Origin of the sequence: Vibrio sp. SS-MA-C1-2, assembly GCF_021513135.1 — a bacterium.
Lineage (GTDB): Bacteria > Pseudomonadota > Gammaproteobacteria > Enterobacterales > Vibrionaceae.
Map to the genome: position 1 here is coordinate 1,036,647 of NZ_CP090981.1, position 18,016 is coordinate 1,054,662.

The following is an 18,016-nucleotide window of genomic DNA, read 5'->3' on the forward strand; positions in this document are numbered from 1 at the left end:
TAACAATGAGTGACTATAAAGATAGCTTAAACCTCCCGGAAACTAAATTTCCAATGCGAGGCAACTTAGCCAAGCGTGAGCCAGAAATGCTTAAACGCTGGTACGATCAAGATCTTTACGGTGCAATCCGTAATGCGAAAAAAGGTCAAAAATCATTTATTTTGCATGATGGCCCTCCTTATGCAAACGGTGATATTCATATTGGTCACTCAGTTAATAAAATTTTAAAAGACATTATTATTAAGTCTAAAACGTTATCGGGTTTCGATGCACCTTATATTCCAGGTTGGGACTGTCATGGTCTACCAATCGAATTAATGGTGGAAAAGAAAGTTGGTAAGCCTGGTCATAAAGTGACAGCCGCTGAGTTCCGTCAAAAGTGTCGTGAGTACGCAGCAAAGCAAGTTGAAGGTCAGAAAGAGAGTTTCAAGCGTCTAGGTGTATTAGGTGACTGGGGAAACCCATACCTAACAATGGACTTTAACACCGAAGCAAATATTATTCGCGCCCTAGGTAACATTGCTAAGAATGATCACCTACATAAAGGTTTCAAGCCTGTTCACTGGTGTACGGATTGTGGTTCGGCACTAGCAGAAGCAGAAGTTGAATATTACGACAAAAAATCGCCATCAATTGACGTTAAATTTAGCGCAGTGAATCCTGAAGATGTTGCTGCTAAATTTGGCTCTACTGAAGGTGAAGGTGATATCTCAATTGTTATCTGGACAACAACACCATGGACTCTTCCAGCTAACCGTGCGGTTGCCGTTGCTGCTGACCTTGAATATGTGTTAATTCAGGTTGAAGGTGATAAACCATCTCGTTTAATTCTTGCGAATGAATTAGCATCTCAAGTGATGGCGCGTGCAGGTATTGAAAACTACCGTTCATTAGGTTTCTGTAAAGGCAGTGATTTAGAACTATTGCGCTTTAATCACCCATTCTACGCATTCGACGTACCAGTGATTTTAGGTGAGCACGTAACGACTGAATCAGGTACAGGTTGTGTACATACAGCCCCTGGCCATGGTCAAGAAGATTTCGTGGTTGGTCAACAGTACGGTTTAGAAATTGCAAACCCAGTAGGCAGTAACGGTGTATTCTTACCTGATACTGAACTATTTGCAGGTCAACACGTATTTAAAGCCAATCCATTAGTGGTTGAAGTGTTAAAAGAGCATGATGCACTGCTTCATTATGCTGAGTATGAGCACAGTTATCCACACTGCTGGAGACATAAGACGCCAATTATCTTCCGCGCAACGCCACAGTGGTTTATCTCTATGGAGAAAGCGGGCTTACGTAGCAAAGCATTAGATGAAATTAAGCGTGTACAATGGATCCCTGAGTGGGGTCAAAACCGTATCGAAGGGATGGTTGATGGTCGTCCTGATTGGTGTATCTCTCGTCAAAGAACATGGGGTGTGCCAATCACTCTGTTTGTTCATAAAGAGACACAAGAACTGCATCCTCGCACTGAAGAGCTCTTTGAATTAGTGGCTCAACGTGTTGAAGAAAAAGGCATTCAAGCATGGTGGGATCTTGATCTTGCAGATGCATTAGGTGATGAAGCTGATAGCTACGAAAAAGTATTAGATACTTTAGATGTGTGGTTTGATTCAGGTTCTACTCACTACTCAGTGGTTGGCCAACGTAAAGAGTTTAATGGTCATGCACCTGACCTTTACCTCGAAGGATCGGATCAACACCGTGGTTGGTTCCAATCTTCATTGTTAACTTCGGTTGCGATTAATAATAAAGCACCTTATAACCAAGTATTGACTCATGGTTTTACCGTAGATGGCAATGGTCGTAAGATGTCTAAATCTTTAGGTAATGTTATTGCACCTAAAGAAGTGATGAACAAGCTAGGTGGCGATATTCTACGCTTATGGGTTGCTTCTACCGATTATACGAGTGAAATGACCGTTTCGGATGAGATCTTAAAACGTAGTGCCGATTCATACCGCCGTATTCGTAACACGGCACGTTTCTTATTAGCTAACCTGAATGGCTTCAATCCAGAGACTGATCTTGTTGCGCCAGAAGAGATGGTTGTGCTTGATCGTTGGGCTGTAGGTCGTGCAGAAGCATTGCAACAAGATATTGTAACTGCTTACGAAGAGTATAATTTTTTACAAGTTTCTCAGAAGTTAATGCAATTCTGTTCAATTGAAATGGGTTCTTTCTATTTAGATGTCATTAAAGATCGTCAATATACGGCGAAGAAAGGTAGCCTTGCTCACCGTAGTTGTCAGTCAGCGCTTTACTACATTGTTGAAGCGATGGTTCGTTGGATGGCACCTGTTCTTTCATTCACAGCAGATGAAGTCTGGAATGAAATGCCGGGTGAACGTGGCGAATTCGTCTTTACGGGCGAGTGGTATCAAGGTCTATTTGGTCTAGATAATGACGAAGCGATGAACAATGAATTCTGGCAGCAGGTTCAAACGGTTCGTGGTGTTGTTAATAAAGCATTAGAAAGTGCGCGTAGTAACAAAGAGATCGGTGGAGCACTACAAGCTGAAGTGACTCTGTATGCAACGAAAGAGCTAGCAGAAAAACTGGCACTACTTGATGATGAACTACGCTTTGTATTATTAACATCAAAAGCAAACGTTGTGGCTGTTGATGCTCAACCAGAAAATAGTCAAGCAACTGAAGTTGAAGGATTATGGTTATCAATCTCTGCTTCTGAAGCTGAGAAGTGTGAGCGTTGTTGGCACCATGTTGCTGATGTAGGCACTATTGCTGGGCATGAAGAGATTTGTGGTCGCTGTGCTAGTAACATTGACGGTGAAGGCGAAGTTCGCCAATTTGCTTAATGAGCAGTAGCCAACTTTCTATCAAAAAATCTGGAATACGCTGGCTTTGGCTGGCGATTCTGGCGTTTGTTCTCGATTTTGTCAGCAAACTGATTGTACTCGATACCATGACCTATGGTTGGAATAATCGAATTGAGGTACTGCCTTTTTTCAATCTGACCTATGTTCATAATTACGGTGCTGCGTTTAGCTTTTTAAGTGATGCTGGTGGCTGGCAACGTTGGTTCTTTACTGGGATCGCGGTGGCAGTCTGCGTACTTCTGCTTTGGTGGATGAGAAAAACGCCTGCAACCGATAAACTACCGAATATCGCTTATGCATTAGTGATTGGTGGAGCAATTGGCAATCTTTATGATCGAACCGTGCATGGCTTTGTGATCGATTTTCTGGATTTTTATGCTGGAAGTTATCATTGGCCTGCGTTCAATATTGCCGATATGGCAATTTGTATTGGCGCAGCATTATTAATTCTTGAAGGTTTTATTTCTCCGAGTAAGGATAAGAAATAATCACGACCTGAGAGATGCTGGATCTATCTCTAGATTGTAGTAAGATATTAAGGCGCTATTCGTTATAACGAGTAGCGTTTTTTTTATTATATAGATAAGCTTGTTATTCCCCTCCAACTTGAAATTGCTAGGCCCCGAGATGAATAAAGTAAAGGTTATGTTCGTTTGCCTCAATCATATAGAACACCTATACTCATGGGATCTCATTGATTTATTGCCTACTAGCAATTTCAATTATTTGGGGTATAAATTAATGTTAATAAATATTTTTGTGATTAGATAATAAATAGAGAGAGTAACCCCCATGAAAATAGTTCTCGCTAACCCTCGCGGCTTTTGTGCTGGCGTAGATAGAGCAATCAGTATTGTCGAGCGTGCGCTAGATATGTATCAGCCTCCTATTTATGTTCGTCATGAAGTTGTACATAATCGTTTTGTTGTTGATGGCTTAAAAGAAAGAGGGGCTGTTTTCGTTGAAGAACTCTCAGAAGTGCCGGATGATAATATTGTGATTTTTTCAGCCCACGGTGTTTCTCAAGCAGTTCGAGCAGAAGCGAAGGCTCGTCAATTAACGGTTTTTGATGCAACTTGTCCTTTGGTGACTAAAGTTCATATGGAAGTTGCCCGCGCAAGTCGTAAAGGCGGAGAAGTGATCTTAATTGGTCATGCTGGACACCCAGAAGTTGAAGGTACGATGGGACAGTATCAAAGTGATGTCGGTGGAATGTATTTAGTCGAGAAGCCAGACGATGTCATCAAACTTATTGATACCGTAAAATCAGTGGATAATTTGCATTATGTAAGTCAAACAACCTTATCTGTTGATGAAACTGCTGATGTTATTACTGAGTTACGTCGAGTATTTCCAACGATTCAAGGGCCACGTAAAGATGATATCTGCTATGCAACGCAAAATCGTCAAGATGCAGTACGTGAAATGGCTGAAAAGTGCGATTGCTTAGTCGTTGTTGGATCGAAAAATTCATCAAACTCCACACGCTTAAAAGAGTTAGCAGAAAAGTTAGGGACGTCTAGTTACCTTATCGATTGTGCAACCGACTTAAAAGCAAGTTGGTTTTCGGGTTGTAAAACCATTGGTGTGACAGCTGGCGCATCTGCTCCTGAAGAGTTAGTGAATCAAATTATTGCCGGAATAAAAGAACAGGTTGGTGGTGAAGTTGAAGAGCTAACCGGACGAGAAGAGAATATGTTCTTCGAAGTACCAAAGGAATTGCAAGTTAAGCAGCTTTAACTTCCGAAGAGAGCTTGCTAACTAAGCTACCAAAGATAAATTGAATATTAAAGAGAGCCTCTGATTGTCTATTATCGATCAGAGGCTTTTTTTATATGACTTCTATACCCTTCTTACTTGAAGTTGCTAGGTTGTTGGCTGTATTCATTCGCCCGAATCATATAGAAAACCTATACTCATGGGGCCTCATTCACTTGCCGCCTACTAGCAACGCCAATTACTTTGGGTATATAGCAACCTTAAGTGGTAAAGTTTTGGTTATTGGGTAATTTAGTATAGATTTTTTGATTCAGGTTGTTAGAGTAAAGCTAGGAGAACAAGTAATCATATTATGGAGATTGAAATGATAAGAATAGCAATTGCGGGCGCAGCTGGTCGCATGGGACGTAATTTAATTGAAGCAGTAACAAACAGTGAAGGTGCTTATGTTGCAGCAGCAAGTGAACGTCCAGGTTCAACTTTAATAGGTGCAGATGCTGGTGAACTCGCTGGAGTTGGTTGTTTAGATGTCTCTATTGTTGATGATTTAGCCTCTGTGAGTGAGCAATTTGACCTTATTATTGATTTTACAACTCCACAAACGACGTTAACTCACCTTGCTTTAGCATCAGCAGAGCAAAAAATGGTCGTAATTGGAACGACAGGCTTTAGTGATGAAGAGAAAAAGCAGATTGAAGAGTTTGCTTTAACGACGCCAGTCGTGCTCGCTCCAAATTATAGTGTCGGTGTTAATCTCGTTTTTAAGTTACTAGAAAAAGCCGCGAAAATTATGGGTGATTATAGTGATATAGAAATCGTTGAGGCTCATCACCGTCATAAAGTTGATGCACCTTCTGGCACTGCATTAGGAATGGGCGAAGCGATTGCTGGCGCGATGGGAAAAAATCTGAATGATGTTGCGGTTACAGCTCGCCAAGGTATTACCGGTGAACGTAAACAAGAAGAGATCGGATTTGCTACTATTCGTGCGGGTGATATTGTCGGAGAGCATACTGCTATTTTTGCTGATATTGGTGAGCGAGTTGAAATCTCTCATAAAGCTTCAAGTCGAATGACGTTTGCAAATGGTGCAGTTAAAGCGGCTATTTGGTTACAAGCACAACCAAAAGGCCTTTATAACATGACGGATGTTTTAGGTTTAGAGCAACTTTAACTCTGCTTTAAACGGCTAAATTAAAAAATAGCCAGAAATGCATAAGTATGCATTTTTGGTTGTGTTTTAATTATGTTATATTGATGTGATATAATATTTAGTGAAGATTTGTTCCGATTTTTTCACTTTAGTTTATTGCTTATTTTTAGCCTTTTGTTCTAATTTCCAGTTGTAATAAGTAAAATTGGTTGTTATCTTTCGTTTGTCCCTTCTTTTTTACCTTGTTTTGTTTTTTATCTCATTTCCATTCTTGTTTTTTTCTATTTAATATCACTTTAATTTCATATTGTAAGTATTCATCTGTTTTTGTGTTGTTTTTATTGCTTTCATTTCTTTTGGCTTGTAAGGTGGAGTTAATTGCAAAATAACTTTTATCACTTGTTGACAAAGAAAGCTAAGATCTCTAGAATTCGCGCAATTTGTCAAAATTTGATAAAAATGGCAAGACATAACGATAAGAATGGATAAGTGTTATTTATTCAGTGAATGTGCAAGATTAATGCAACTGGAGGTTGTTTTGACTAACTCAGCACTTTTAGTCCTAGAAGATGGGACAGTGTTTAAAGGTATATCCATCGGAGCTGATGGCGCGGCAATTGGTGAAGTTGTTTTTAATACCTCGATGACAGGGTATCAAGAAATTCTTACTGATCCTTCCTACTCTCAACAAATCGTGACTCTCACTTATCCCCACATTGGCAATACTGGAACAAATAGCGAAGACTGTGAATCCTCATCTGTCCACGCTCAAGGCCTCATTATTCGTGACCTTCCTTTAATCGCTAGTAATTTCCGCTCTGAAAAATCTCTCTCTGATTATCTTAAATCCTCAAATGTTGTTGGCATCGCTGATATTGATACCCGTAAATTAACACGTTTATTGCGTGAGAAAGGGGCATTAAGCGGCTGTATTCTTGCAGGTGATAATTTAGATTCAGAATTAGCACTAGCAAAAGCCAAAGCTTTTCCGGGTTTAAAAGGAATGGATTTAGCGAAAGAAGTGAGCACTAAAGAAGCGTATCAGTGGAAACAAGGTTCATGGACATTAACGGGTGGCTTACCTGAAGCGAAGCCTGATTCTGAATTGCCATTTCATGTTGTTGCTTATGACTTTGGTGCAAAACGTAACATTTTAAGAATGTTAGTGGATCGCGGTTGTCGGTTAACTGTGGTTCCTGCTCAAACTTCAGCAGAAGAAGTATTAGCAATGAATCCTGATGGTGTTTTCTTATCAAATGGCCCTGGTGATCCAGAACCATGTGACTACGCTATCGAAGCAACAAAAGTATTCTTAGAAAAAGATCTTCCTATCTTTGGTATCTGTTTAGGTCACCAAATTTTAGCCCTAGCAAGCGGCGCTAAAACAGTGAAGATGAAGTTTGGCCATCACGGTGCCAACCACCCAGTTAAAGATTTAGATCGAAATGTTGTGATGATCACCAGCCAAAACCACGGTTTTGCTGCGGATGAAGCAACACTTCCAGAAACATTACGTGCGACGCATAAATCATTGTTTGATGGAACACTGCAAGGCATCCACCGTACGGATAAGCCTGCATTTAGTTTCCAAGGTCACCCAGAAGCAAGCCCAGGCCCGCATGATGCTGCGCCACTTTTTGACCACTTTATTGATTTAATTAAAGCTGCTAAAGCCTAATAAAGAGAATTGAAAAATGCCTAAACGTAATGATATTAAAAGCATACTAATCCTTGGTGCAGGACCAATTGTTATCGGTCAAGCGTGTGAGTTTGATTACTCTGGTGCTCAAGCATGTAAAGCATTAAGAGAAGAAGGTTACCGAGTTATTCTTGTTAACTCTAACCCTGCAACGATTATGACTGATCCTGATATGGCCGATGCGACTTATATCGAACCAATTGAGTGGGAAGTTGTTCGCAATATTATCGCTAAAGAGCGTCCAGATGCCGTGCTTCCAACTATGGGTGGCCAGACGGCACTAAACTGTGCTCTTGAGCTTGAAAAGCACGGTGTATTAGCTGAATTTAATGTTGAAATGATCGGTGCAACCGCTGATGCAATCGACAAAGCAGAAGATCGTTCTCGTTTCGATAAAGCAATGAAATCTATCGGTCTTGAGTGTCCTCGTGCCGATACAGCAAAAACCATGGAACAAGCTTATGGCGTTCTTGATATGGTTGGCTTCCCTTGTATTATTCGTCCTTCATTTACGATGGGCGGCACAGGCGGCGGCATTGCTTATAATAAAGAAGAGTTTGAAGAGATCTGTCGTCGTGGTCTTGACCTTTCACCAACCAATGAGCTTCTGATTGATGAATCGCTTATCGGTTGGAAAGAGTACGAGATGGAAGTGGTTCGAGATAAGGCAGATAACTGTATTATCGTTTGTGCCATTGAAAACTTCGACCCAATGGGAATCCACACCGGTGACTCCATTACCGTTGCACCCGCTCAGACATTAACGGATAAAGAGTACCAGCTAATGCGTAATGCATCTTTAGCGGTACTTCGTGAAATCGGTGTTGAAACGGGTGGCTCTAACGTTCAGTTTGGTATTAATCCTGAAGATGGCCGTATGGTTATCATCGAGATGAATCCACGTGTTTCACGTTCTTCTGCACTTGCTTCTAAAGCAACGGGCTTCCCAATTGCAAAAATCGCTGCGAAATTAGCGATTGGCTATACCCTTGATGAACTTCAGAACGATATTACTGGCGGTGCAACTCCAGCATCATTTGAGCCGACTATCGATTATGTTGTCACTAAGATCCCTCGCTTCAACTTCGAGAAATTTGCCGGTGCCAATGATCGACTAACAACTCAAATGAAGTCTGTTGGTGAAGTAATGGCAATTGGTCGTAACCAACAAGAGTCTTTACATAAAGCACTTCGCGGATTAGAAATTGGCGTATCTGGCTTTGATGAAATGGTCGATCTAGATGCTCCTGATGCATTAACAACCATTCGTCATGAGTTAAAAGAGGCGGGTGCTGAACGTATTTGGTATATCGCTGATGCTTTCCGTGCAGGTATGTCAGTGGATGGCATCTTTAATCTTACTCAAATTGATCGTTGGTTCTTGGTTCAGATTGAAGAGATTGTACGTCTAGAAGAACAAGTTAAAGCGGGCGGTTTTGCTAGCTTAACCAAAGATGTTCTTCACATGATGAAACGTAAAGGTTTTGCAGATAGTCGTCTTTCTGCGCTACTTGGCGTGGCTGAAAGTGAAATTCGTCGTCTTCGTGACCAGCATGATATTCATCCAGTCTATAAGCGCGTTGATACTTGTGCTGCTGAATTCTCTTCAGATACCGCTTACATGTACTCATCGTATGATGATGAGTGTGAAGCAAACCCAACCGATAAAGATAAGATCATGGTTCTGGGCGGCGGTCCTAACCGAATTGGTCAAGGTATCGAATTTGATTACTGCTGTGTTCATGCATCATTGGCTCTACGTGAAGATGGTTACGAAACGATCATGGTTAACTGTAACCCTGAAACTGTTTCTACCGATTATGACACGTCAGATCGCCTCTACTTTGAACCTGTAACATTAGAAGATGTATTGGCAATTGCTCGTGTTGAAAAACCAAAAGGGGTCATTGTTCAATACGGTGGTCAAACGCCATTGAAATTGGCACGTGCACTTGAAGCCGCTGGTGTTCCAATTATTGGTACAAGTCCGGATGCTATCGACCGAGCAGAAGATCGCGAGCGTTTCCAAGTCGCAGTTGACCGTTTAGGTTTATTACAGCCAGAAAATGCAACCGTAACAACAATGGAGCAAGCGATTGAGAAGTCACGTGAAATTGGCTTTCCTCTGGTTGTTCGTCCATCTTATGTCTTAGGTGGTCGTGCGATGGAGATTGTTTATGATGAGCAAGATCTACGTCGCTACTTTAATGAAGCGGTTAGTGTATCGAATGAATCACCGGTTCTTCTTGATAGCTTCCTAGATGATGCCGTTGAAGTTGATGTCGATGCTATCTGTGATGGAGAGCGCGTGGTTATCGGCGGTATCATGGAGCATATCGAGCAAGCGGGTGTTCACTCAGGTGACTCAGCATGTTCACTGCCAGCTTATACATTGAGCCAAGAAATCCAAGACAAAATGCGTCAACAAGTTGAAAAACTAGCATTTGAATTGGGTGTACGTGGACTAATGAATACCCAGTTCGCAGTTAAAGATAATGAAGTTTATCTTATCGAAGTTAACCCACGTGCTGCGCGTACTGTTCCATTTGTATCAAAAGCAACAGGCGCACCACTAGCGAAAATTGCAGCTCGCGTCATGGCGGGACAATCTTTAGAGTCTCAAGGGTTCACTAAAGAGATTATTCCTCCTTATTACTCAGTAAAAGAAGTGGTGTTACCATTCAATAAATTCCCAGGTGTTGATCCATTGTTAGGGCCAGAAATGCGCTCAACAGGTGAAGTGATGGGGGTTGGTGCAACGTTTGCTGAAGCTTACTCTAAAGCAGAGCTAGGTTGTGGCAATGTTTATCCTGAAGGGGGCGCGCACTGCTTTCTGTGCGTGAAGGTGATAAGCAGCGTGCAGTTGATGTCGCATCTAAGTTAATTGAGTTAGGTTATCAGTTAGATGCAACACACGGTACCGCGATTGTTCTTGGTGAAGCAGGTATCAACCCACGTTTAGTTAACAAGGTGCATGAAGGCCGCCCTCATATTCTTGACCGTATTAAGAATAATGAGTACACCTATATCGTCAACACTGCTGCGGGTCGTCAAGCGATTGAGGATTCAAAAGTATTACGTCGTGGCGCACTTGCTGAAAAAGTTAACTATACAACGACATTGAATGCAGCATTTGCTACTTGTATGGGTCATACCGCTGATGCACGTGCGAATGTGACTTCGGTTCAAGAGTTACATGCTCAGATTGAAGCAAATAAATAAAGCCTCTTTCTTTGGCAATGCTTAATGAGCGCTGTTTGAATCTGATTTAATCAGCTCTTAATTTAAGCCACAAAAAAGCCCCTTTAACTTGCGATAGTTAAAGGGGCTTTTTTTCTGTTTACTTCTTCTGTCTGTATTTAATGATTAATTAGAGAGCGGTAAAGGCTTTGCTCAAAATTAATTAACTGCCAATTTCTTGGCTCTTCGGGTTGAGAAGGGAAGTAATTACTCACCAATTGTACCACTAAGTATTTTTCTCCATTTTTTGACGTAACAATACTGACTAAGTTATGGCTACCGTAGATAGTGCCACTCTTTCCTTGAATTTGACCTTTAAATGGCGCTTGGTTAATAGACTTTCTATATTTTAACGTTCCGCTCACTCCTGAAACTGGTAATAAATCGATCAGTTTGAGTTGTTGGTCATGGTGATAGATATAGCTCATTACGTCACTGAGTTGTTGGGCGGTTAAGCGATTATTTCGTGAAAGCCCTGAACCATCAGCGATTACCGCATTACTTAGGTCAATATGATGTTGTTGTAAAATGGCTTTGATTGCAGCAATACCATTACTAAATGTGCCTGCTTGTTGATAAAACCTCGCACCGATAGTTTTCGTTATATTGTCGGCATAAAGGTTGTCTGACTTTTTTAGCATCACAGAAAGTAACTCAGGTAACGGTGCTGAGTGGTGAGTGATTGCTTGGTTTATTGATTCACTATGTGGCTGACCTAATTTGAAATGACCACGCCATTGGATATTGAGTGATTTTAGTTCACGACTTATCACAAACTGGCTATATTTTTCTGTATTTTGAATGGCAAATTTTAAAGGCAGCGGTTTTTTTCGTTGTTGTAAACAGCCTGAAATTAAGTAGTGATTATCAGGGGAAGGAGTGAGTTCTAATTGGCATTCAGGTTGGGGGGATTGAGGTGTATTTTCTTGTTTGGCCGTAATCTTCGCTGTGCTGGTTACCGTAATCGGTTGAAAGTCTGGTACATGTACTCGAGTTAACTTTCCAACTGCATTATCACTGTAAATAGCTCCTTGAACACAGTTATGGTCAAGGCTAATTGCAGCGCTTGGTGCACTGTAGCAAACCCCAGTAATATCCCACGGCCAACCACTGGCTTTTTGATAACCACTAAATGCTGAGTTATCTAACCAAATATCCCCTAAAATTTCATTGCCATATTGAGCTTTATATTGTGAAAACAGTTTTCGGATATCTTTGCTTGTCAACGTCGGGTCACCACTAAAACGTAGCTGTAGATCATCGTTAGCTAATGGAATCAGTGAGGTTTGGAATTGAAATTGTTCCCCTAAATAGAGTTTGGCTGCTAGTGCCGTCAGCAGTTTTTGGGTACTGGCTGGTGGTAGTAGCTTTTGACGTTGGCTTGTGTAGAGATCATCAATAGTTTTTTTTCAACTTGTTGAGTTAATGGCATCACAATAAGGGCGAAATCACTACCTTCTGGAAGACGCGTTGCAAGTTCATTTAATCGACTATTATCGATTCTCGATGATGCTGAACTATAACTCACTACCGAAAAAAGCGTGATTAAAAAGATAAAAAAAGTCTTCGCAAAGGTTTGCATATTGATAATCCATCCAGAAAAAGAAGCGAAAGTATAGTTTACCTTACTCTTTCTTGGTTTGCTTAGAAATGAGAATGACGTAATTCTGAGTTAAAAACTAACATTTATCGATGAAGTGATGCGTATTTTTTCTGATTTCTTTACTTGACCGACACCTGAATAGCGCCGAAGTCAATCAAAAGTTGGGATTCAGGTCACCTTTTTAGTTATTTTTTATATAAAAAAACATTTTTTCACGATCTTTTACGGAACTTTTGTGTTTTTAGTTTTGAATCCATGCATATTTCATCTCAACAAGGAAACGGAATATTAGTTATCGATAATAATAATAACAAGTCGATACCTATAACTAGCGACTTTTTACAAGGTTGCATAGATAAAAATTATAAATAATTACATAAATAGTAGTCATAGGATTTTAAGATGAAAAGAACACTTTTAGCACTTTTAGTCGCAGCAACAGCTTCAAACGCAATGGCAGCAAACATCTACCAAAACGATACAACATCAGTTGGCCTTAAAGGTGAAATTGATGCAACAATGAGTAAGTCTAGTATCGATGGTGCAGAAGCTGGTGCAAAAGATGACTTAGATGCTGATGTTGATATGTGGGCAAAAATCCAGATGGATATCAACCACAAGATCAATGATACTTTTGGCTTAAAAGGTTCTTTCGAAATTGAATCAGATTCTGGTTATTCGAACCCATTCTCTAAGTACAACTTATCTAACGCAGACCTAAGTGAAGATAAAGGTAACAGCATGAAAGCTGATGATGTTTATGTAGCTTTATCAATGGGTGACAACTGGGTTGCTGCGGCTGGTGAGATTGGTGATGTGGGTGACTCTTTAGATGCAATTACTATCGATAACACCAATGAAGGTTTAGGTTTCATGGATGACTATAACGCAGCTTCTGTTGAGTCTCGTGGTCACGCTATCGGTGTTAAAGGTAAAGTAGCTGGTGTAACCGTTGTTGCTGATACTTATTTTAACCAAGATACTGATGTTGACCAGAGCTATGGTATCTCTGCCGAATATGATATTGCAGGGTTTACAGTAGGTGCAACATACCAAGGTGGTCAAAAGGTTGCTGATGTTGATTACTATAACACCGGTGTTGCTGTCGGTTATGCGATTGGTAACTTCTCTGCGAAAGTAAACTATGTCGCATTTGAAGGTTATGGTTTTGCTAATGGTGAATCGGCTAATGCTGATAATGCCGAAGGTAATCAAGTCGGTCTATCAGCTGCCTACCAAATTCAAAATGCTCGCGTTTACTTCTCTGGCGGTTTAGCATCGGCTGATGCTGTTGATACCGAGGGTAACGAGCTATCTCAAGGTGATACTGATTTGAGCTTCTTTACTGTCGGTACGGATTACCAAATCACTAACAACCTAACGGCATTTGTTGAATACTCTCAAGCAAATTACGACTACGATATTGATCAAGAAGATACCACTCAACAATTTGGTATCATGGGTGTTTACTTCACATTCTAAGATGTTTCTAGATTTAAAAGTGTAAATTTAAGCACCTTATACTTTTGAGCCACTGCACTATGCGGTGGCTTTTTCGATCTTGGTATTATCTCTATTCTTATTATTATCCCTATTTTTATCTCTATCTCTAGTTCCACTTTTTATCGCTAAAATCGTTGGAGTGACTAATAATAAACAACCTAATTGATCCAAATATAGAGGAGGGCATTGTTTAGAGTTGCCTCATTGAATTGGTTATCCTACCTTTATATACCTTTGCTCTTTGACGTCATATTATGCAACGGTGGTCGTAGAGGGCTTTTTTAACCATTGCCTCCTGTAAGATTATAAAATAGAGATATAATTTTTATTCTGAATTGGAGGTGATCTTAATGTCAACTTTGTTTAGAATAACTATCAATCATCGAATTTATTAGTAATAAATAGATAAATTAGCCAACTTACTGAAAGTAGGTCGGTATTCTTTTTTTCTAAATTGGCTTATTTATAGAGCCAGTTAAGCTTTGAGGTTAAAAAATTATGGAACGCATCCCAATGACTGTGAAGGGCGAGCTAAAGCTAAGAGAAGAGCTTGAGCGTCTAATGAAGCTACGTCCTATTATCTCTGCTGCTATTGGTGAAGCACGTGAGCTAGGTGATTTAAAAGAGAATGCTGAATATCACGCAGCACGTGAAGAGCAGGGTGTGTGTGAAGCTCAAATCAGAGATATCGAATATAAACTGTCAAATATGCAGGTTATTGACGTCACTAAGATGAATAACAACGGAAAAGTGATCTTTGGAACAACGGTTTCACTTGTTGATGTGAATACTGAAGATGAAGTGACCTATCGTATTGTCGGTGATGATGAAGCAGATATTAAGAAGAACTTAATCTCAATTAACTCTCCAATTGCACGTGGTTTAATCGGCAAAATGGAAGGGGATGAAGTGACAATTACGACCCCTGGTGGTGTAAAAGAGTTTGAAATTGATGCGGTTGAATATATATAGTTGATATAAATCAATTTCAGACGCTAAAATATTAAAAACTTAGGTTATAATGAAAGAAGGTCGCAAGCGACCTTCTTTTGTATAGTGATGATAAACAATATGATAAGTTACCTGTTGGATAACAAATAGCATCAGTTTATTTACGTGGCAGCTCGATTTTCTTGTCTTCAGATTGGCGATATAACACCAATGTTTTACCGATGACTTGAACTTTTTCAGCTTCTGTTTCACGAATGATAGCATCAACAATTAAGTGCTTAGTTTCGCGCTCTTCGGCGGCAACTTTTATCTTAATCAGTTCATGGTAGTTTAGGGCAATTTCGATCTCAGCGATAACCGCTTCAGTTAGACCGTTTGCACCCATTAATACTACAGGCTTAAGATCGTGAGCAAGGCCCTTTAAAAACTGCTTTTGTTTGGTACTAAGGTTCATAATAACTCGATAGATTTAAACTAAGTTTATTAACTAAGTTTATTAACAAGGGTTGAAAAGTTAGTATTCTAACCCCATCTATCATGGATGACTAATTTTTTGTTTGCATCTATATTTGCTTTATTAGGTAATAAATGAGTAAAAAAAGCATTCAGCCAGCTCTGGACGTTGGTTAAAAGAACATTTTGATGATATTTACGTCCAAGAAGCTCAGAAAAAAGGCTATCGTTCTCGGGCTATCTTTAAGATTGAAGAGATTCAAAAAAAGATAAGCTGCTGAAACCAGGCATGTTAGTTGTTGATTTGGGGGCAGCTCCTGGTGGGTGGTCTCAATATTCAGCTAAAACAGTTGGTGATGAAGGACAAGTCATCGCTTGTGATATTCTGCCGATGGACTCCATCGCAGGTGTTAGTTTTCTACAAGGTGATTTTCGCGAAGAAGCGGTGTTAGATGCACTACTACAACGTATTGAACCTAACAAGGTTGATGTTGTAATGTCTGATATGGCACCAAACATGAGTGGAAATGTAGCGATAGATCAACCTAGAGCTTTATATCTTATTGAACTAGCATTAGATATGTGTCGTCAAGTTTTGGCACCAAAAGGGAGCTTTGTTGTAAAGGTTTTTCAGGGCGAAGGCTTTGATCAATACTTGAATGAAGTTCGAAGTATGTTTAATGTAGTAAAGATCCGTAAACCAGATTCATCGCGAGCTCGTTCTCGTGAGGTCTATATTGTAGCTACAGGTTTTAAACTGTAGTACCCTATTCATATCTTTTAGTTTTCGCGAGGCTAACACCTTGAGTGACATGGCAAAAAATTTAATTTTGTGGCTAGTAATAGCCGTTGTATTGATGTCGGTTTTCCAAAGCTTTGGTCCAAATGACAATAATGGAAACCGTACTGACTATACAACATTTGTAAATGAGATTGGTCAACAGCAATTACAGGAAGTAAAGTTTGACGGGCGAGAGATTCACGTGCAAAAACGTGATAATACTCGTTATGTTACCTACATGCCTGTAGCTCAAGATCCTAAATTACTTGATGATCTAATTAGCGCTAAAGTTCGCGTAATTGGTGTACCACCAGAGAAGCCAAGCGTATTGGCATCAATCTTTATCTCTTGGTTCCCAATGCTGCTACTGATTGGTGTTTGGATCTTCTTCATGCGTCAAATGCAAGGCGGCGGTGGCGGTAAAGGCGCTATGTCGTTTGGTAAGAGTAAAGCGCGCATGATGTCTGAAGAGCAGATCAAGACAACATTTGCGGATGTTGCTGGCTGTGATGAAGCAAAAGAAGATGTTAAAGAGCTTGTTGATTATCTACGTGATCCAAGCCGTTTCCAGAAGCTGGGTGGTAAAATCCCAACAGGTATTCTACTTGTCGGTCCTCCAGGTACGGGTAAGACATTATTAGCAAAAGCGATTGCTGGTGAAGCGAAGGTTCCATTCTTTACTATTTCAGGTTCAGATTTCGTTGAAATGTTTGTTGGTGTTGGTGCATCTCGTGTGCGTGACATGTTCGAACAAGCGAAAAAATCTGCACCTTGTATCATCTTTATCGATGAGATCGATGCAGTCGGTCGTCAACGTGGTGCTGGTGTTGGTGGTGGTCACGATGAACGTGAGCAGACATTGAACCAGATGCTGGTTGAGATGGATGGCTTTGAAGGTAATGAAGGTATTATCGTTATCGCTGCAACCAACCGTCCAGACGTACTTGACCCTGCATTACTTCGTCCGGGTCGTTTTGACCGTCAAGTTGTGGTTGGTCTTCCAGATGTACGTGGTCGTGAGCAGATTCTGAAAGTTCACATGCGTAAAGTTCCAGTGAGTAACGATGTTGCTCCAGACTTAATTGCACGTGGTACTCCGGGCTTCTCTGGTGCTGATTTAGCCAACCTTGTGAATGAAGCGGCACTATTTGCTGCACGTAGTAACAAGCGTGTTGTTTCTATGGTTGAGTTTGAATTAGCAAAAGATAAGATCATGATGGGTGCTGAGCGCAAATCAATGGTTATGTCTGAAGAAGTTAAAGCTTCAACCGCTTACCACGAAGCAGGTCACGCAATTGTTGGTCGTCTAGTGCCAGAACATGACCCTGTTTATAAAGTATCGATTATTCCTCGTGGCCGTGCCCTTGGTGTAACCATGTACTTACCAGAACAAGATCGTGTTAGCATGTCTCGTCAGCATTTAGAGTCGATGATTTCAAGCCTTTATGGTGGCCGTTTAGCGGAAGAGATTATCTATGGTGTTGATAAGGTTTCTACTGGTGCATCAAACGATATCGAACGAGCAACTGAAATTGCCCGTAAGATGGTGACTCAGTGGGGCTTCTCTGAGAAGTTAGGTCCAATGCTATATGCTGAAGAAGAGGGTGAAGTCTTCATGGGACGTTCATCATCAAAATCAATGCATATGTCTGATGACACAGCTAAGCTGATTGATGCTGAAATTAAGATTCTGGTTGACCGTAACTATGAACGTGCACGCCAAATCTTGATGGATAACATGGATATCATGCATAGCATGAAAGATGCACTAATGAAGTTTGAAACCATCGATGCTGGTCAAATTGAAGATTTGATGGAACGTAAAACTGAAATTAGAGATCCACAAGGTTGGGGTGAAGAGAGCACGGCTAAGCCAGCTCAAGAAGCACCTAAAACCGAACCAGAAGCTAAAGCAGAGCCTCAAGCTGAAGAGAGTAAATCAGATTCAAATGATAAGCCAGACGCATAATCGTGTAATCGCTTAACATTGAATTGTGATTGATAAAAACCCCGCTATTATAGTGGGGTTTTTTGTTATGGTTGGTTAGGAAATATTCAGCCGAAATAA

11 protein-coding genes and 2 pseudogenes are annotated in these 18,016 nt (G+C 40.5%); 10 read left to right on the forward strand and 3 right to left on the reverse strand.

The genetic code is table 11. From position 1 onward, the window contains the following. Positions 1 to 5 precede the first annotated feature (5 nt). From ileS to carB, 6 genes and pseudogenes are all read left to right on the forward strand, one after another. Positions 6 to 2,825 (forward strand): isoleucine--tRNA ligase, encoded by a 2,820-nt coding sequence (ileS, locus tag L0B53_RS09365; RefSeq protein WP_235061799.1) that lies wholly within the window; start codon positions 6 to 8, stop codon positions 2,823 to 2,825. Continuing rightward, entirely contained in the window at positions 2,825 to 3,334 is a 510-nt protein-coding gene (gene lspA / locus L0B53_RS09370; protein WP_235061800.1) for a signal peptidase II, read from the forward strand. Before ileS ends, lspA begins: the two co-directional genes overlap by 1 nt. Positions 3,335 to 3,638: 304 nt before the next feature. Then, entirely contained in the window at positions 3,639 to 4,586 is a 948-nt protein-coding gene (ispH, locus tag L0B53_RS09375) for a 4-hydroxy-3-methylbut-2-enyl diphosphate reductase (RefSeq protein ID WP_235061801.1), read from the forward strand. Between the two features lie 343 nt (positions 4,587 to 4,929). Then, on the forward strand, positions 4,930 to 5,739 hold the full coding sequence (gene dapB / locus L0B53_RS09380) for a 4-hydroxy-tetrahydrodipicolinate reductase (RefSeq protein WP_235061802.1): 810 nt from the start codon (positions 4,930 to 4,932) through the stop codon (positions 5,737 to 5,739). 517 nt (positions 5,740 to 6,256) lie between these two features. Then, positions 6,257 to 7,396: a glutamine-hydrolyzing carbamoyl-phosphate synthase small subunit gene (gene carA / locus L0B53_RS09385; RefSeq protein ID WP_235061803.1), complete on the forward strand. Its 1,140-nt coding sequence runs from the start codon at positions 6,257 to 6,259 to the stop codon at positions 7,394 to 7,396. A 16-nt stretch (positions 7,397 to 7,412) separates the two neighbouring features. Then, positions 7,413 to 10,639 (forward strand): annotated as a pseudogene (gene carB / locus L0B53_RS09390) (carbamoyl-phosphate synthase large subunit). Positions 10,640 to 10,776: 137 nt separating this feature from the next. Here carB and dacB read toward each other — a convergent pair. Then, on the reverse strand, positions 10,777 to 12,057 hold the full coding sequence (dacB, locus tag L0B53_RS09395) for a D-alanyl-D-alanine carboxypeptidase/D-alanyl-D-alanine-endopeptidase (RefSeq protein WP_311197318.1): 1,281 nt from the start codon (positions 12,055 to 12,057) through the stop codon (positions 10,777 to 10,779). After that, positions 11,991 to 12,239, reverse strand: a complete 249-nt coding sequence (locus L0B53_RS09400; RefSeq protein ID WP_235061804.1) for a hypothetical protein — start codon at positions 12,237 to 12,239, stop codon at positions 11,991 to 11,993. The genes dacB and L0B53_RS09400 overlap by 67 nt, the downstream gene beginning before the upstream one ends. Positions 12,240 to 12,662: 423 nt before the next feature. On the opposite strand from L0B53_RS09400, the gene L0B53_RS09405 reads away from it, so the two are divergent. Both L0B53_RS09405 and greA read left to right on the forward strand, forming a co-directional pair. Beyond that, positions 12,663 to 13,742, forward strand: coding sequence for a porin (locus tag L0B53_RS09405; protein ID WP_235061805.1), 1,080 nt, complete (start codon positions 12,663 to 12,665; stop codon positions 13,740 to 13,742). A gap of 519 nt (positions 13,743 to 14,261) precedes the next feature. Then, positions 14,262 to 14,735, forward strand: coding sequence for a transcription elongation factor GreA (gene greA, locus L0B53_RS09410; protein WP_235061806.1), 474 nt, complete (start codon positions 14,262 to 14,264; stop codon positions 14,733 to 14,735). Between the two features lie 136 nt (positions 14,736 to 14,871). Here the strand turns inward: greA and yhbY are convergent, their stop codons facing one another. Continuing rightward, positions 14,872 to 15,168, reverse strand: a complete 297-nt coding sequence (gene yhbY, locus L0B53_RS09415) for a ribosome assembly RNA-binding protein YhbY (RefSeq protein ID WP_235061807.1) — start codon at positions 15,166 to 15,168, stop codon at positions 14,872 to 14,874. A 193-nt stretch (positions 15,169 to 15,361) separates the two neighbouring features. Here yhbY and rlmE point away from each other — a divergent pair. Together rlmE and ftsH are read left to right on the forward strand one after the other, a co-directional pair. After that, a pseudogene (gene rlmE, locus L0B53_RS09420) lies at positions 15,362 to 15,930 on the forward strand (23S rRNA (uridine(2552)-2'-O)-methyltransferase RlmE). A 49-nt stretch (positions 15,931 to 15,979) separates the two neighbouring features. Further along, positions 15,980 to 17,917, forward strand: a complete 1,938-nt coding sequence (gene ftsH / locus L0B53_RS09425; protein ID WP_235061808.1) for an ATP-dependent zinc metalloprotease FtsH — start codon at positions 15,980 to 15,982, stop codon at positions 17,915 to 17,917. Positions 17,918 to 18,016: the final 99 nt, after the last annotated feature.

What these genes read in the sequence shown, in the direction of transcription:
- ileS (WP_235061799.1), top strand. Translation starts at nt 6, where the DNA reads ATGAGTGACTATAAAGATAGCTTAAACCTCCCGGAAACTAAATTTCCA.
- yhbY (WP_235061807.1), bottom strand. Translation starts at nt 15,168, where the DNA reads ATGAACCTTAGTACCAAACAAAAGCAGTTTTTAAAGGGCCTTGCTCAC.
- lspA (WP_235061800.1), top strand. Translation starts at nt 2,825, where the DNA reads ATGAGCAGTAGCCAACTTTCTATCAAAAAATCTGGAATACGCTGGCTT.
- L0B53_RS09400 (WP_235061804.1), bottom strand. Translation starts at nt 12,239, where the DNA reads ATGCAAACCTTTGCGAAGACTTTTTTTATCTTTTTAATCACGCTTTTT.
- ispH (WP_235061801.1), top strand. Translation starts at nt 3,639, where the DNA reads ATGAAAATAGTTCTCGCTAACCCTCGCGGCTTTTGTGCTGGCGTAGAT.
- ftsH (WP_235061808.1), top strand. Translation starts at nt 15,980, where the DNA reads ATGGCAAAAAATTTAATTTTGTGGCTAGTAATAGCCGTTGTATTGATG.
- dapB (WP_235061802.1), top strand. Translation starts at nt 4,930, where the DNA reads ATGATAAGAATAGCAATTGCGGGCGCAGCTGGTCGCATGGGACGTAAT.
- greA (WP_235061806.1), top strand. Translation starts at nt 14,262, where the DNA reads ATGGAACGCATCCCAATGACTGTGAAGGGCGAGCTAAAGCTAAGAGAA.
- L0B53_RS09405 (WP_235061805.1), top strand. Translation starts at nt 12,663, where the DNA reads ATGAAAAGAACACTTTTAGCACTTTTAGTCGCAGCAACAGCTTCAAAC.